Raw genomic sequence first — 14,894 nt, forward strand, 5'->3', positions numbered from 1 at the left:
GAGAAGCAGCAATGTCGCTCTACACCCGTCTCGACCGCCGCCTCGCCGAGCAGGCCGACAACTCCGGGCCGGTCCGCGGCACGTTGTCGACGCCCCGCATCGGCATGATCTGGCTGGCGGCGAACCTCGTCGTCACCACCCTGCTCACCGGCACCCTGTTCATCCCCGCCGTCGACTACGGCGTCGCGATCACGATGATCGTACTCGGCACGCTCGGCGGCGCCGTCGTGCTGACGCTCGTCGGCAACATCGGCACCCGCACGGGCCTGCCGACGATGGCGCTCACCCGAGGCGCGTTCGGCACCCGCGGCGGCTACCTGCCGATGGCGGCCAACGTCATCATCCTCATGGGCTGGAGCTGGGTGCAGGCGATGCTCGCGGGCGTCACCGTGAACTACCTGGTCGAGAGCCTCACCGGGTTCTCGAGCCCCATCCTCTTCTCGGTGGTCTGCCAGGCCATCGTCGTCATCCTCGCGATCTTCGGCCACGAGGGCATCGCGCGCGTCGAGCCGTGGCTCGCCGTGCTCATGCTCGCGATCATCGCGTGGATCTTCGTCGTCGCGTTCACGGGCTTCGCGCCGAGCGCGTACCAGGCGATCCCCGTCGACGAGGCGATCGGGTACACCCCCGCGATCGTGCTCGACATCGTGATCGCGACCGCCGTGTCGTGGACGGTGCTCTCGGCCGACTTCAACCGGCTCGCGGTGTCGAGCCGCGCCGGCATCCTCGGCTCGGGCATCGGCTACACGCTGTCGACGGTCATCGCGATGACGCTCGGCGCGACGGCGATCGGCTACGTGATCCTCTCGGGCGGCGAGGCGGCCCCCTTCGACCCGGGCGTGCTCGTCGCGGCGTTCGGCGCCCCGATCGCGATCGTCATCTTCGTCTCGGTCATGGCGACGAACTCGATGGTCGTCTACGGCATGACCACCTCGATCGTGAACGCGAGCGCCGGGCGTGCGAGGCTGCGCTTCCTGCCGACCGCGCTCGTCGTGGGCGTGATCTCGATCGTCGGCTCGACGTGGCTCGCGCTGCTCGACCAGTTCACGACCTTCCTGACCGTGATCGGCGCGTTCTTCGTGCCGGTGTTCGCGATCATGATCGTCGACTACTACCTGATCAAGCGGTCGTCGTACGGCCGCGACCTGCTCGAGCACCGCGGCGGCCGGTACTGGTATCTCGCCGGCGTCAACTGGATCGCCGTCGCGGCGTGGGCGATCGGCGCCGTCGCGTCGTACCTCATGGTCTACGTGTGGCCGAGCCCGGTCGGCGCGACGATCCCCGCGTTCGTCATCACGTTCGTGCTCTACCTCGTCGCGATGCTGCCCGAGCGGGCGCGCAACGTGCGCGAACCGAGCGTGCACCTCGCCGAGGTCGAGGCGAACGACGACGCGGATGCCTCGGCGCATGCGTGAGCTCAGCCGGCCCGTCGTCGGGGGCATGCGGGTCTACCCCGGCGACCCCGACGTGCGCATCGAACCGGCGCTCGAGCTCGCCGCCGACGGGGTCGACGTCGCCCGGCTGCACCTCGGCTCGCACACCGGAACGCATCTCGACGCACCGTCGCACACGGTCGCGGGCGGTCGCACCACCGGGGCGATCGGCCTCGACGAGCTCGTCGGCGACGCGATCGTCGTGCACCTCGGCGGCCTCGCGCCGCGCTCGCACTACGGCCTCGCCGACCTCGAGGCGGCGCTCGGCGCCCCGCTGCCCGATCGAGTGCCGCCGATCGTCGTCGTCGACACCGGCTGGGCGCGGCTGTTCGACACCGACACCGCGCTCGAGCATCCGGCGATGGACCCGGCCGCCGCGGCCGAGCTCGTTCGCCGGGGCATGCACGTGCTCGCGGTCGACACCCTGAGCCCCGACCCGACGGTCGACGGCGGCACCGCGTTCCCGGTGCACGAGGCCGTGCTCGGCAGCGATCGGCTCATCGTCGAGAACCTCACCGGGCTCGAGGGGCTCGCCGAGCGCGTGCGCATCGGGTTCTTCCCGCTGCGCGTCGACCTCGACGGGGCGCCGGTCAGGGCGGTCGCGTTCGACTGACCGCGGCGGGGTTCGGGTGACCGCCGGTCGGGACGGGCGGTCAGCCGCCCGCGCGGATCGCCACGATGCCGGCGACGGCGCACAGACTCGCGACGAGGCGCCACGGCCGGAGCCGTTCGCGGAACACGACGTAGCCGATCGCACTCGCGGCGATCACGCCCGTCTCGCGCAGCGCCGAGACGACCGCCAGCGGGGCCACCGACTGGGCCCAGACGACGATCGTGTACGCGGCGAGCGAGATCACCCCGCCGATCACCCCGAGCATCGCGTGCGTGCGCAACCCCAGCACGAACGCCCGGCGATCGGGGGCGAGGGCGAGGCACACGAGCGGGATCGCCGCGCCCTGCAGCAGGAAGAGCCACGCGGCGTAGCCCAGCGGCTGCCCCGAGGCGCGGACGCCGATGCCGTCGAGCACCGAGTAGACGGTCACGGTCGCGCCGACCGCGATCATGAGCAGCGTGCCGACCCGGTCGCCCGGTGCGCCCCCGCGCGTCCACGACAGCGAGAGCAGCGAGAGCGCGACGACCGCGATGCCGAGCAGCTGCACGGGGGTGAGCCGCTCGCCCAGGAGCGTCGTCGAGGCGAGCGTGATTCCGAGTACCGACAGCCCGCGGGTCAGCGGGTACGCGCGACCGAACTCGCTGCGCGCGTACGCGGCCGTCAGCAGCACCAGGTAGAGCGTCTGCGCGATCGCCGACGCGATGAGGTACGGCACGCTCGCCGCCGCGATCGGCGGCAGCACGAGGCATCCGACGGCCCCCGCGACGAGGTAGACGGCACCGATGAGCGCCGAGGCGACCAGGCGCGCGGGGATGGCCTTGGCGATCGCGTTCCATGTGCCGTGGAGCACCGCGGCGCTGAGCACCGCGGCGAGCACGATCGGGCTCACGAGGTGCCCTGGTCGCCCCCGGGGAGGTCGGCGAAGACCTCGGCGTCGACGGCGGTCACCTCGAGCAGGACGGCCTGTTCGGGGTGCAGCGCCGGCATCGCGACCCCGGCCGAACCGAGGGCCGCGCCGGTGAGCACGAGCCGGCCGGAGTCCCACCAGGCTGGGCGGTCGCCGGCATCGGGCTGCTCACCGAGGCGCACGGGCTCGACACGGTAGTCGCGGTGCGGCGCGAGCCCGGGCAACCGGATCCGGCCCGCGCCCGCCAGCGGCGAGCGCGCCCGGGACGAGTAGGCGTACAGCGCGCGCGAGCGGTCGTGGGCCACGACCCCCTCGAGCGAGAGCGACGTGTCGGGGTGGTCGAGGCGCACGAGGTCGCCGTCGTGCAACAGCTCCCGGTGGCGGCGGTGCAGCGCGACCCAGTCGGCGAGCTCGGCGAGCTCGGCATCGTCGGCACGTCGCAGGTCGGTCTCGATGCCGAGGTGGCCGAACAGCGCCGTGATCGCCCGGTACGAGAGCGAGTGCGTGCGTCCGGTCGTGTGCGAGCGGGCCGAGGCGATGTGGGTGCCCATGAGCTCGGGCGGCACGAGCTGGGTCGTCCAGCGGTTGATGTCGCCGCGGTCGAGCGGATCGTTGTTGTCGGAGACCCAGACCCGGTCGGTGCGCTCGAGTGCGCCGAGGTCGACCCGGCCGCCCCCCGACGAGCACGACTCGATCTCGAGGTGCGGGTACCGCGCCTTCAACTCGTCGACGAGCCGGTAGAACGCGGCCGTCTGCCGGTGCACGCCGGGTCGGCGGCCGGGTCCCGAGCCGGCGTCGACGAGGTCTCGATTGTGGTCCCACTTCAGGTACGAGATGTCGTACTCGTCGAGCAGCGCCACGAGCGCATCGCGGATGTGCGCGTAGCAGCCGGGGTGTGCGAGGTCGAGCACCTGCTGGTGGCGCGACTCGACGGGCCATCCGTCGCGGGCCGACATGATCCACTCGGGATGGCTCCGCGCGAGCTCGGAATCCGGGTTCACCATCTCGGGCTCGACCCAGAGGCCGAACTGCATGCCGAGTCCGCGCACCCGGTCGACGAGCGGATGCAGCCCGTCGGGCCAGACCTCGCTCGACACGGTCCAGTCGCCGAGGCCCGCGCGGTCGTTGCGGCGGCCGCCGAACCAGCCGTCGTCGAGCACGAACCGCTCGACGCCGACCGAGGCGGCGAGCTCGGCGAGCTCGGCGAGCACGTCGAAGTCGTGGTCGAAGTAGACCGCCTCCCAGGTGTTGAGCGTCACCGGCCGCGGCGATCTCGGGTGCTGCTTGCGGGCGCGCAGCAGCCGGTGCACGCGGCGCGCGGCTTCGTCGAGCCCGTTGCCGTGCACGCCGTACACCCACGGGCTCGTATAGCGGTCGCCGGGCTCGAGCACGATCTCGCCCGGCAGCAGCAGTTCGCCGCCGCCGAGCAGTTGACGGCCGCCGAGGTCGCGTTCGAGCTGGTGCACGTGGTTGCCCGACCACGCGGTGTGCACGCCCCAGACCTCGCCGCTCGCGAAGCCGAACCCCGGCTCGCCGGCGAAGAGGAGGGTCGCCGCATCGAGGCCGGTTCGGCCGTGGCGTCCCTCGCGACGGTGCAGGCCGACGCCGACCTGCTGCCGCTGCGCTGCGCGCTCGCGGCCCCAGCGGCCCGCGAAGTCGAGCGTCTCGGCGGCGAACGGCGGAACGGGCAGGCAGAGCAGCAGCTCGTCGAGCCGGTAGGGCGTCGGCTCGAGGTTCTCGAGCACGGCCCGGCATCGCACGACGCCCGACTCGGTGAGTTCGACGGTGAGCTCGAGGCCGAGCCCGGTCACCCGGTCGGAAGCCTCGAAGACGACCCGACCCGCGCCGCAGCTCACGAGGGTTCGTCCCGAGGCGCGAGCCTCGGCGGGCGACGCGATCCCCGTGTCCGCGAGCACGTCGAGCCGCCTCCCGTCGAGCCGGGCACCGGTCGTGGTGAAGCGAGGCGACCAGGCCGAGCCGTCGCGCGAGCCGCTGATGCCGGGCTGCCCGAGCCAGCCGCGGCTGTGCTCGGGAAGCAGCGAGAGCTGCACCGGCTCGTCGACCTCGCTCGCCGCGACCGAGGCGATTCCGGCGTCGGCGAGGGCGCCGAACCCGACGGCGTCGAGATCGCCGAGGTCGGGCCCCCAATGCACCACCGTGGGCAGTCCGCCCCCGCGCACGTCCAGCGCGAGCGCGACGCCGCCCGAGCGCAGGAGGAGGCCGAAATCTGAGACGACGGTCATGGGAGGGTTCCTCTCGCTGGGCGGTTGTGGATAGTGTTTACGTTGCCATGAAGCAAGGTCCGAATTCTTCCGCCCGAGCCTCGATCAACGACGTCGCGGCGCACGCCGGCGTGTCCGCGCAGACCGTCTCGCGGGTGGCGAACGGGCAGAACAACGTACGGCCGTCGACGCGCGATCGTGTGCTGGCCTCGATGCGCGAGCTCGGCTACCGTCCGAACAGCGCAGCTCGCAATCTCAAGTCGGGCCGCTTCCGCAGCATCGGCTTCGTGACCTTCAACCTGGCCACGCTCGGCAACGAGCGCACGCTCGACGCCGTGACGGTCGCCTCCGAGTCGGCCGGTTACACGACGACCCTGCTCTCGATCGCCGACCCCACCCAGCTCGACGTCGCGGGCGCGTTCGGCCGGCTCGAGGAGCAGGCGGTCGACGGCATCATCCTCGTCATGTCGGCGGAGGTCGGTCCGCTCGACGAGTGGACGATCACCGCCGGGCTCCCGGTCGTGATCGTCGACTCCGACGCCGAACTGCCGTACACGATCGTCGACACCGACCAGGAGCAGGGCGCGAGGCTCGCCCTCGACCATCTGCTCGGCCTCGGCCATCGCCGCATCGTGCACGTCTCCGGCCCGCAGAACTCGTACTCGGCGACCCGCCGCGCCGACGCCTATCGTCGTGTGCTCGAGAAGGCCGCACTGCCGGTGCCCGAGGTGCTCGTCGGCGACTGGTCGGCCGCCTCCGGGCTCGCACACGGCCGCGCGCTCATCGAGTCGGGCGAGGTGCCGACCGCGATCTTCGCAGGCAACGACCAGATGGCGCTCGGCGTGCTGCACGCCCTGCACGAGGCGGGGCTGCGCGTGCCCGACGACGTGAGCGTCGTCGGGTTCGACGACAGCGACGAGGCGCTCGCCTTCTGGCCCGCGCTCACGACCGTGCACCAGAACTTCGACGACGTCGGCCGCAAGGCGACCGAGTCGCTGCTCGCGCTCATCGACGGCGGGGCCGTCGAGCGGCAGAAGATCCTGATCCCCACCCGGCTCGTCGTGCGCGACAGCACCGGGCCCGCCCGCGCCACCGCATAGCGGGCGGATGCCTCGTGCCGGCAGTGGGCCGCTGGAGTTCATCAGACCTCGGTCGGTCCGAGGTCGGGCCGGTCGGTGAACCGCGCCGTCGCCGAGACGAGGCCCGACAGTTCGAGCACGATGAGCTCGTTCTCGCCCGCCCGCACGAGCGGCGCGGGCACGTAGAGGGTGCGCTGCGGTCCGCGGCTCCAGTGCCGTCCGAGGTTGAAGCCGTTCACCCAGGCCACCCCGGCGCCCCAGGCCCGCGTATCGAGGTGCAGGTCGCTCGGCGCGTCGAGGTGGAAGGTGCCCGCCGCGAACGCCGGACCGACGACGGGGGCGGACGAGCGGTGGTCGGCGGCGGCGATCGCCGAGCGCACCCGATCGATGCCGAGATCCAGTCCGCCGGCACGCCAGCCCTCGAGCAGCCGCCCGTCGAGCGTCGCCGGCCCGATGAGCCCCTTCGCCTCGCCGAGGCGCGGGCCGTAGTTGACCCCGCCGAGATGCTCGACGAGCAGCGAGAGCCGCCCGGCGCGCGGCACCGCGATGACCCGCTCGCCGTGCTCGCGGTCGATCGTTCCGACCCGGGCGCCGTCGAGGAAGACGTGGGCGCGGTCGCGCACCTCCGAGAACGCGAGGAGACCGCCGTGATCGACGTCGACGGCGTAGTGCGAGAAGCCGCGGGGAGCGCCGAAGGCGGAGGCATCCGGCAGGCCCTCGTAGGTCGCGTCGCAGACGAGGTCCGTGTCGCCGACCGCCGCCCGGCGGTCGAGCGCGATGTCGATGACCGGCGCGTCGGCGCGCTCGGCGGGAGCCTCGTCGGGAACAGGCGCGTACTTCGCGATGACCTCGCGGAAGCGCCAGTACTTCTCGGTCGGGGTGCCGTCTTCGGCGAGCGGGGCGTCGTAGTCGTAGGAGGTCGCGATGGGTCGGTAGATGCCCTTGTCGTTCGCCCCGGAGGTGAACCCGAAGTTGGTGCCGCCGTGGAACATGTAGATGTTGACCGAGGCGCCCGCGGCGAGCATGGTGTCGAGCTCCGCGGCCGAGTCGGCGGCGGGCGTGGTGTGGTGCGGCTCGCCCCAGCTGTCGAACCAGCCGCACCAGAACTCGGAGCACATGAGCGGGCCGGTGGGCTGATGGCGTCGCAGCGTCGCGAGGCGCTCTGACGCGCGCGAGCCGAACGAACCCGTGCGGTGCAGCTCGTCGAGGCCGCCACGGGCGAGCATGCCGTCGAGGGGCTGGTCGACGGTCGTGAGCGGAACGCCGATGCCCGCATCGCGGGTGCGCTCGACGAGCGCCCGCAGGTAGTCGGCGTCGTCGCCGTAGGCCCCGTACTCGTTCTCGATCTGCACGAGCACGACCGGGCCGCCCTCGTGCACCTGGCGGGTGCGGACGACGTCGTAGACCGCGTCGAGGTACTCGCCGACGGCGTCGAGGTACGCGGGATCGCTCGATCGCAGCGTCACGGACGGGTCGGCGGTCAGCCATCCCGGCAGGCCGCCGTCGTGCCACTCGGCGCAGATGTACGGGCCGGGGCGCACGATCGCGAACATGCCGGCCTCGTGCACGAGGTCGAGGAAGCGTGCGAGGTCGAGGCCGCCGGAGGTTCGGAAGGCGCCCCGCTCGGGGGAGTGCTCGTTCCACGGCACGTAGGTCTCGATGGTGTTGAGGCCCATCATCCGAGCCTTCCGAATCCGGTCGGCCCACTGGTCGGGGTGCACGCGGAAGTAGTGCATCGCGCCGGAGATCACCTGGAACGGTGCTCCGTCGAGCAGGAAGTCGGTCTCGCCGATCGTGAAGGAAGGCATCGGGGCTCTCTCGGAGGTGCTGGCTCGGGCGAAACGCCCGGAGCGGTTGTGGGGAGGCATGCCGCGGGGGATCTGCGCGAGCAGATCCCCCGCGGTTCGGTGCGGCTACTCGTTGACGGTGAAGCCCTGCGAGTTGCCGTACTCGACGAGGGTGTCCTGCCACTCGAGCAGGGCGGCGTTCAGGTCGCTCTCCGAGGCGAGCGCCTTGCCGACCGAGTCGCCGAACACGCTGTTCGCGTAACCCTGGTAGGGCAGGTACTGCCAGCCGGGGATGACGGACTCGGCCGCGGCGGCGCCGACCTCGTTCGCGGTCTGGTCGCCGTAGACCTCCGGCCAGGTGCGGCCGAGCCACTCGGGGTCGCTCATGGTCGCGGTCGTCGACGGGAAGCCGCCCTGGTTGACGAGGTCGCGGCCCTCGCCGGTGGCGAGCCACTGCAGCACGGCGGCGGCCGCCGCCTTGTGCTTCGACTGCTCGGTGACGGCGATCGCGCTGCCGCCGTTCTCGGCCGAGGCGGGCTGACCGTCGGCCGACGGCATCGGCGCGACCTTCCAGGTGTCGCCGGCATCGGTCGGGCCGCCGATCTCCCAGGCCCCCATCATGAGCGTGCCGAGCTTGCCGGCCGCGAGCGCCCGGTTCCACTCGTCCGACCAGGTCGGGACCTGCGACAGCTCGCCCTTCTCCAGCATGCCGCCCCAGAAGTCGGCGAACTGCTTCGAGCCCTCGTCCTGGAGGTCGATCGTCACGTTCTCGCCGTCGGTCTTGAACGGCTGGCCGCCGAACGACCAGATCATGCTCGTGAAGAAGCCGGCGTCGCCCGCGTTGGCGATGTACGCCTCGGGGTCGTAGGCGTGGATCTTCGCGGACGCCGCCGCGAACTCGTCCCACGTCTTCGGGGCCTCGGCCACGCCCGCCTTCTGGTAGAGATCGGTGTTGTAGATCATGACCATGGGGCCCGAGTCGAGCGGCAGGCCGACGAGCTCGCCCTGCACGTTGACGGCGTTCCACGTCGATGCGGTGAACTCGTCCTCGTTGTCGGCGAGGCCGTAGGGCGTCAGGTCGGCGAGGGCGTCGCCGAGCGTCAGCTGGGGCAGCGTCTGGTACTCGACGGGGATGATGTCGGGGGCCCCGGAGCCGGCCTTCACGGCGTTCTGCAGCTTGGTCACCGCGGCGTCGGGGTTGTCGACCTTGACGACCTCGATCGTGATCTTCGGGTGCTCCTTCATGAACGCGTCGGCCCAGGCCTGGGTGGTGTCGCCCCAGGTCCACCAGGTGAGCGTGGTCTCGGTGTCGAGGGCGGCCTCGATGTCGGTGCTCTCATCGCCCGACGCGCCGGCGGCGCAGCCGGAGAGCGCGCCGACGAGGAGTGCGCCGGTGCCGGCGACGACGCCGGCGCGCTTCCACAGGCGCTTGGTGGTGTTCTTCACGTGCGGTCCCTTTCTCGGGTGCTGTATCTGAGGTGTTTGCAGGTGTCTTGCGGGTGGTGCGGGTGGTGCGGGCCGACAGGGGCGGCTATTTCACGCTCCCCGCGGTGAGCCCCGACTGCCAGTAGCGCTGCAGGTAGAGGAAGGCCGCGGAGATCGGAATCACGGTGAGCAACGATCCGGTGATCACCAGGTTCGGGATGGGCAGGGTGCCGACGGCGGTCGACTTCGAGGCCCATTGGTTGAGGCCGACCGTGAGCGGGTACCACTCGGGGTCGCTCAGCATGATCAGCGGGAGGAAGTAGTTGTTCCACGTCGCGACGACGGCGAACATGAGCACGGTGATCAGGGCGGGAGCCAACTGCCGCAGCGAGATCGAGAAGAAGATGCGCAGTTCGCCCGCGCCGTCGAGGCGCGCCGCCTCGAGGAGTTCGTCGGGGATCGCCTCGGCGGCGTACACCCACACCAGGTAGAGCCCGAAGGCGCTCACGAGCGACGGGATGATGACCGACCAGGGAGTGTTCGTGAGGCCCATTCCGCTGAACATGAGGAACTGCGGGACCGCGAGCACGGAGCCGGGGATGGCGAGCGCGCCCAGGATGATGGCGAACACCGCGCGGCGTCCGGGGAAGCGGTACTTCGCGAGCCCGTACCCCGCGAGGGTGGCGAGCAGGGTGGCGCCGCCCGCGCCGACGACGACGTAGAGCAGGGTGTTCGCGAACCAGCGGGTGAACTCGCCGTCGTTGTACGTGAACACCTCGACGATGTTGTCGAAGAGGGCGAAGTCGGGTGCGAACCAGAGCGCGAAGGTGTCGTAGAGGTCGGATCGGCTCTTGGTCGCGTTGATCACGAGCCACACGAGCGGCACGACGCAGTACAGCAGCATGAGCATCATGAGGATCGTCAGCGTGATCGAGGCCCGGCGGTTGCGCGGACCGCGGCGCTGCGCAGGGCGGCTCGCGAAGGGCACCCGCCCGCTCGCGAGACGGCTCGGCCGACGGCCGGCGGTGGTGATCGATTCGGTGGCCATCAGCGCTTCTCCTGCTTGTTGCCCGTCGACTGCGCGAAGTACGCGACGACCATCGTGATGAGGCCCGAGACGATCGCGATCGCCGCGGCGTAGTTGAACTGCGAGCCGGCGAACGACAGGTTGAACGCGTACAGGTTCGGGGTGAAGTAGCTCGTGATGACGTTCGGGGCGATCGACTGCAGGACGGCCGGCTCGTTGAAGAGCTGGAAGCTGCCGATGATCGAGAAGATCGTCGCCACGAGGATCGCTCCGCGGATCGACGGGAGCTTGATGGCGAAGATCGTGCGGAACGCGCCCGCACCGTCGATCTCGGCCGCCTCGTAGAGCTCCTGCGGCACGGCCTTCAAGGCCGAGAAGAAGATCAGCATGTTGTAGCCGACGAACTCCCAGGTCACGATGTTGGCGATCGCGGGCATGATGTAGCTGTCGGAGAGGGGGGCCGGGATGGTCGTGCCGAGCCAGTGGTTGAGGTCGGCGACGAGCCCGAACTGGGAGCCGTACATGTAGCCCCAGATCATGACGGCGACGACGCCGGGCACCGCGTACGGCAGGAAGATGCTGAGTCGGTACAGCGGCACGAACCGCAGGCGCGCGCTGTCGAGCGCGAGCGCCACGAAGAGGGCGAGCCCGAGCATGATCGGCACCTGGACGCAGAGGAAGATCGTGACCCGGATCGTCGCGTCCCAGAACTTGGGGTCGGTCAGGGCGAGGGCGTAGTTCTCGAGCCCGACGAAGTGGGTGCCGCCGACCAGGGTCTCGCGGAAGAGGCTGAGGAAGATCGCGTAGGCGAGCGGCGCGATGAGCACGAGCGCGAAGACGAGCATGAACGGTCCGACGAACCACCAGCCCGCCCAGTCGCGGCGCACCCTGCGGCGACCGGTTCGACCCGTCGCGGCATCGGGAGCGACCCGGCTCGCGTACGTCGCGGCGGAGACGCCGGATGGGGGATCGGCCTGCACGTGCGCCGTGGTCATCTGCGGCCTGCTCTCGCACCTCGGGCGGGTGACGTCTTCGTCATGCGCGGTCGCACTCCTTCGTGAATGTTTGCGTTCCCAGTGGAGTATACGTCAGGATCATGTTTGCGCAAACACCAGTTATGCAAGACTGTCGGCGAAGGAGCCAGCACCGCATGATCAGCACCATTCACGTCGTCTTCAAGACGCACCTCGACATCGGCTTCACGGCGCTCGCCAGTGACATCGCCGACCGGTACCTGCACTCGTACCTGCCGAGGGCGATCGACCTCTCCGAGGAGCTCGAGCGGCGCGGCGGCCCTGCGCGGTTCACCTGGACGACCGGCTCGTGGCTCATCCACGAGGCCCTCCGATCCAGCGCTCCGGCCGAGCGGGCGCGGCTCGAGGAGGCGATCCGGAAGCGCCGCATCCACTGGCACGGCCTCCCCCTGACGACGCACACCGAGGTGATGGACCGAGCCCTCGTCGACTACGGCATCTCGATCGCGAAGCGCCTCGACGAACGGTTCGAACGTCGTACGCTCGCCGCGAAGATGACCGACGTGCCCGGCCACACCGTCGGCCTCGTCCCCGCGCTCGCAGCGGCCGGGCTCGACTACCTGCACCTCGGGGTGAACGGCGCCTCGGCGGTTCCCGAGGTCCCCGAGTTCTTCCGCTGGGTCGCACCCGACGGCAGCGAGGTCGTCGTGAACTACGCCGGCAGCTACGGAGCGACCGACCTCGGGCTCGCCGTCGTGCCCGGCGGCACCGACGCCCTGCACCTCGCGTTCACGGGCGACAACTTCGGCCCACCCTCGGCCGACGAGGTCGAGGTGCTCTTCGCGCAGCTCGCGGAGGCGCACCCGGATGCGCGCATCGTGGCCTCGGGCCTCGACGACTTCGCACGAGCCGTACTCGCCGTGCGCGACGAGCTGCCCGTCGTCGACGACGAGATCGGCGACACCTGGATCCACGGGGTCGGGGCCGACCCGCTGCTGACCGCGGGCCTGCGCGGCCTGCTCGGGCTGCGAGCCGAGTGGATCGCGAACGGCGACCTCGTCGAGGGCGATGACGAGTGCGACCGGTTCAGCGAGGCGCTGCTGCTCATCGCCGAGCACACCTGGGGCGAGGACCTGAAGACCTTCCTGCCCGACTACGCGAACTACACGAAGGACGACTTCGCGGCGGCCCGTTCGCGCGACGAGATCGACCTCGCCGCCAACCCCCCGGAGGCGGCGCGGTTCGAGTGGGCCGCGGAGCACGCCGGGGCGCAGGGCCTGCGCTACTCGGGCTTCGAAGCCTCGTGGGCGGAGCAGCGCGGCTACCTCGACCGTGCGGTCGATGCCCTCGCACCCGAACGCGGTGCGGCGGCGCGCGCGGCGATCGCCGGCCTCACGCCGACGTCGGCGGGCGAGACGCGGGGCACATCGAGCAGCGACGCCCGGCGCACACCCGTCGAGCACGGCGACGATCTCGCGCTCGGCGGGTTCACGGTGCGGTTCGGCGACGACGGCTCGATCGTCTCGCTCGTCGACGAAGCGGGCCGGCAGTGGGCAGGTCCCGAGCATCGACTCGGTGCGTACCGCCATCAGACCTTCGACGAGCGCGACGAGGCGCGCTGGGTGGACGAGTACTGCCGCGACCTCGACGAGACCGGCTTCTGGGCGATCCCCGACCAGTCGAAGCCGGGGCTCTCGATCGCCGAACGCCAGCCGGCGCAGGTGTCCGCACCGGTGGTCGAGTCAGCGGGCCGCATCACCGAGGCCGATGCCGACCGCATCGAATTCGAACTCGTCATGCCCGAGCGGGCCGCCGCGCTCTGGGGTTCGCCCCGCCGTCTGCGGTTGCGCTATCGATTCCCGCACGCCGACGCCCCGATCGGCATCGAGCTCGACGTGCTCGACCGCGAGGCGTCGCGGCTTCCCGAGGCGAGCTGGTTCGGCTTCCGCCCGAGGGTCGACGGCGACTGGCGTCTCGACAAGCTCGGCGTGCCGGTCGACCCCCGACGAGTCGTCTCGCGCGGCAACCGCAGCCTGCACGCGGTTTCCGCGGTCGAATGCCGAGGTTCGCAGCACTTCCGCCTCCGCACGATCGACGCCCCGCTCGTCGCGGTCGGCGAGCCGCGCCTGCTCCGGTTCGACGATCTCGTGGCCGAGCCGGCGGACGGCCTGCACGTCAACCTGCACAACAACGTCTGGGGCACGAACTTCCGGATGTGGTTCGACGACGACCTCAGCTACCGCTTCGAACTGGAGCTCGGCAGGTGAGCGACGAGCTCGTGACGAGCCCGCCCGTCGTGATGGCGCCGCGCGCCGACGGGTTCGAGGTCGTCTGGGGTGTGAGCCGGCTCAGCCGCGGATGGCTCGAGTGGGAGGGGGCCGACGGCACGCGCGGCACCGCGACCGCCGACGCCTTCGGCATGGTGCCCCAGGGCGACCGGGTGCTGCGTGTCCGCACCGCGGGGTGGCCCGCCGGCACCGCCCTGCGCGTGCGCTCGGTCACCGAGTCGGTCGAGGCGCCGGCGGAGCGGCACGAGAGCGGGTGGAAGCCCGTGCGCACCCTCGACGCGGCATCCGATCGCGCGCGCTTCGCCGTGTGGAACGACACCCATCAGCAGGACGACACCCTGCGGGCGCTGCACGAGGCGACCCCCGAAGTCGACGTGCTCGTCTGGAACGGCGACCTCTGCAACGACTGGAAGGACCCGTCGTGGTTCACCTCGACGGTGCTGAACCCGGCGGGCCTCGACGTCAGTGCGGGGCGCCCCCTCGCGATCGTGGTGGGCAACCACGACGTGCGCGGCACCTGGGCGTACCAGCTCGAGGACTTCGTGGCGACGCCCGAGGGGCGGCCGTTCACCGCGTTCCGCATCGGGCCGGTCGCGTGCGTCGCGCTCCACACCGGCGAGGACAAGCCCGACGCCCACCCGACGTTCGAGGGGCGCGTCGCCTTCGAGCCGCTGCGCGCCGAGCAGGCCGAGTGGCTGCGCGAGGTGACCGCGCGCCCCGAGTTCCGGGACGCCCCGTACCGCGTCGTGTTCTGCCACATCCCGCTGCGCTGGATCGACGAGGCGGTCGTCGACTACGACGACGAGGGCTACGACTGGTTCAGCCGGATGAGCCGCGATGCCTGGCACGACGCGCTCGTCGAGTGGGGCGCCCAGGTCATCGTGTCGGGGCATACCCACTACCGCACCTGGATGCCGCCGACCGAGGAGTTCCCGTACGCGCAGCTCATCGGCGGCGGGCCTGACTTCGACGTGACGAGCGAGGAGGCGGCCGCCTGGATCGCCGGCGAGGCGAGCGCCGAGGAGCTCGTGCTCACGATGCGCGACCTCGCGGGCACGGTGCTGCAGGAGGTGCGGCTCGCGCCGCTCACCTGACCTCTCACGCCCGAACGAGCAGGGGCCGGGTCGCGATCGCGACCC

General features: G+C 71.2%; 11 protein-coding genes. 5 read left to right on the forward strand and 6 right to left on the reverse strand.

Features of this window, described 5'->3' with window-relative positions; translation table 11 throughout:
- Positions 1-11 precede the first annotated feature (11 nt).
- Together ACWGPE_RS16350 and ACWGPE_RS16355 are read left to right on the forward strand one after the other, a co-directional pair.
- Positions 12-1,415 (forward strand): purine-cytosine permease family protein, encoded by a 1,404-nt coding sequence (locus ACWGPE_RS16350; RefSeq protein ID WP_452049089.1) that lies wholly within the window; start codon positions 12-14, stop codon positions 1,413-1,415.
- A complete protein-coding gene (locus ACWGPE_RS16355; RefSeq protein ID WP_231431869.1) occupies positions 1,408-2,046 on the forward strand; it encodes a cyclase family protein in 639 nt (212 codons plus the stop codon). The genes ACWGPE_RS16350 and ACWGPE_RS16355 overlap by 8 nt, the downstream gene beginning before the upstream one ends.
- 40 nt (positions 2,047-2,086) lie before the next feature.
- On the opposite strand, the gene ACWGPE_RS16360 is transcribed toward ACWGPE_RS16355, so the two are convergent.
- Together ACWGPE_RS16360 and ACWGPE_RS16365 are read right to left on the reverse strand one after the other, a co-directional pair.
- Positions 2,087-2,935 carry an EamA family transporter gene (locus ACWGPE_RS16360; protein WP_452049090.1) on the reverse strand — a complete coding sequence of 283 codons (849 nt, stop codon included), beginning with the start codon at positions 2,933-2,935 and terminating at the stop codon, positions 2,087-2,089.
- Positions 2,932-5,196 carry an alpha-galactosidase gene (locus ACWGPE_RS16365; protein WP_452049091.1) on the reverse strand — a complete coding sequence of 755 codons (2,265 nt, stop codon included), beginning with the start codon at positions 5,194-5,196 and terminating at the stop codon, positions 2,932-2,934. Before ACWGPE_RS16365 ends, ACWGPE_RS16360 begins: the two co-directional genes overlap by 4 nt.
- A gap of 47 nt (positions 5,197-5,243) precedes the next feature.
- Here ACWGPE_RS16365 and ACWGPE_RS16370 point away from each other — a divergent pair, with 47 nt between their 5' ends.
- Positions 5,244-6,275: a LacI family DNA-binding transcriptional regulator gene (locus tag ACWGPE_RS16370; protein ID WP_452049092.1), complete on the forward strand. Its 1,032-nt coding sequence runs from the start codon at positions 5,244-5,246 to the stop codon at positions 6,273-6,275.
- A 41-nt stretch (positions 6,276-6,316) separates the two neighbouring features.
- Here ACWGPE_RS16370 and ACWGPE_RS16375 read toward each other — a convergent pair whose 3' ends face one another.
- From ACWGPE_RS16375 to ACWGPE_RS16390, 4 genes are all read right to left on the reverse strand, one after another.
- The gene (locus ACWGPE_RS16375; protein ID WP_452049093.1) at positions 6,317-8,062 is read right to left on the reverse strand and encodes a glycoside hydrolase family 35 protein; all 1,746 of its coding nucleotides are present in this window, start codon (positions 8,060-8,062) and stop codon (positions 6,317-6,319) included.
- Between the two features lie 105 nt (positions 8,063-8,167).
- Complete coding sequence (locus ACWGPE_RS16380; RefSeq protein WP_231431864.1) at positions 8,168-9,487, reverse strand: ABC transporter substrate-binding protein; 1,320 nt, start codon at positions 9,485-9,487, stop codon at positions 8,168-8,170.
- Between the two features lie 85 nt (positions 9,488-9,572).
- A complete protein-coding gene (locus ACWGPE_RS16385; protein ID WP_374201146.1) occupies positions 9,573-10,514 on the reverse strand; it encodes a carbohydrate ABC transporter permease in 942 nt (313 codons plus the stop codon).
- Positions 10,514-11,488, reverse strand: coding sequence for a carbohydrate ABC transporter permease (locus ACWGPE_RS16390; protein ID WP_452049094.1), 975 nt, complete (start codon positions 11,486-11,488; stop codon positions 10,514-10,516). The genes ACWGPE_RS16385 and ACWGPE_RS16390 overlap by 1 nt, the downstream gene beginning before the upstream one ends.
- Positions 11,489-11,643: 155 nt before the next feature.
- Between ACWGPE_RS16390 and ACWGPE_RS16395 the strand changes: the two genes are divergently transcribed.
- Together ACWGPE_RS16395 and ACWGPE_RS16400 are read left to right on the forward strand one after the other, a co-directional pair.
- Positions 11,644-13,734, forward strand: a complete 2,091-nt coding sequence (locus ACWGPE_RS16395; protein ID WP_275506411.1) for a DUF5054 domain-containing protein — start codon at positions 11,644-11,646, stop codon at positions 13,732-13,734.
- Positions 13,731-14,849: a metallophosphoesterase family protein gene (locus ACWGPE_RS16400; RefSeq protein WP_452049095.1), complete on the forward strand. Its 1,119-nt coding sequence runs from the start codon at positions 13,731-13,733 to the stop codon at positions 14,847-14,849. The genes ACWGPE_RS16395 and ACWGPE_RS16400 overlap by 4 nt, the downstream gene beginning before the upstream one ends.
- The last annotated feature ends 45 nt before the right edge of the window (positions 14,850-14,894 follow it).

Source organism: Agromyces sp. NPDC055658 (assembly GCF_053618155.1).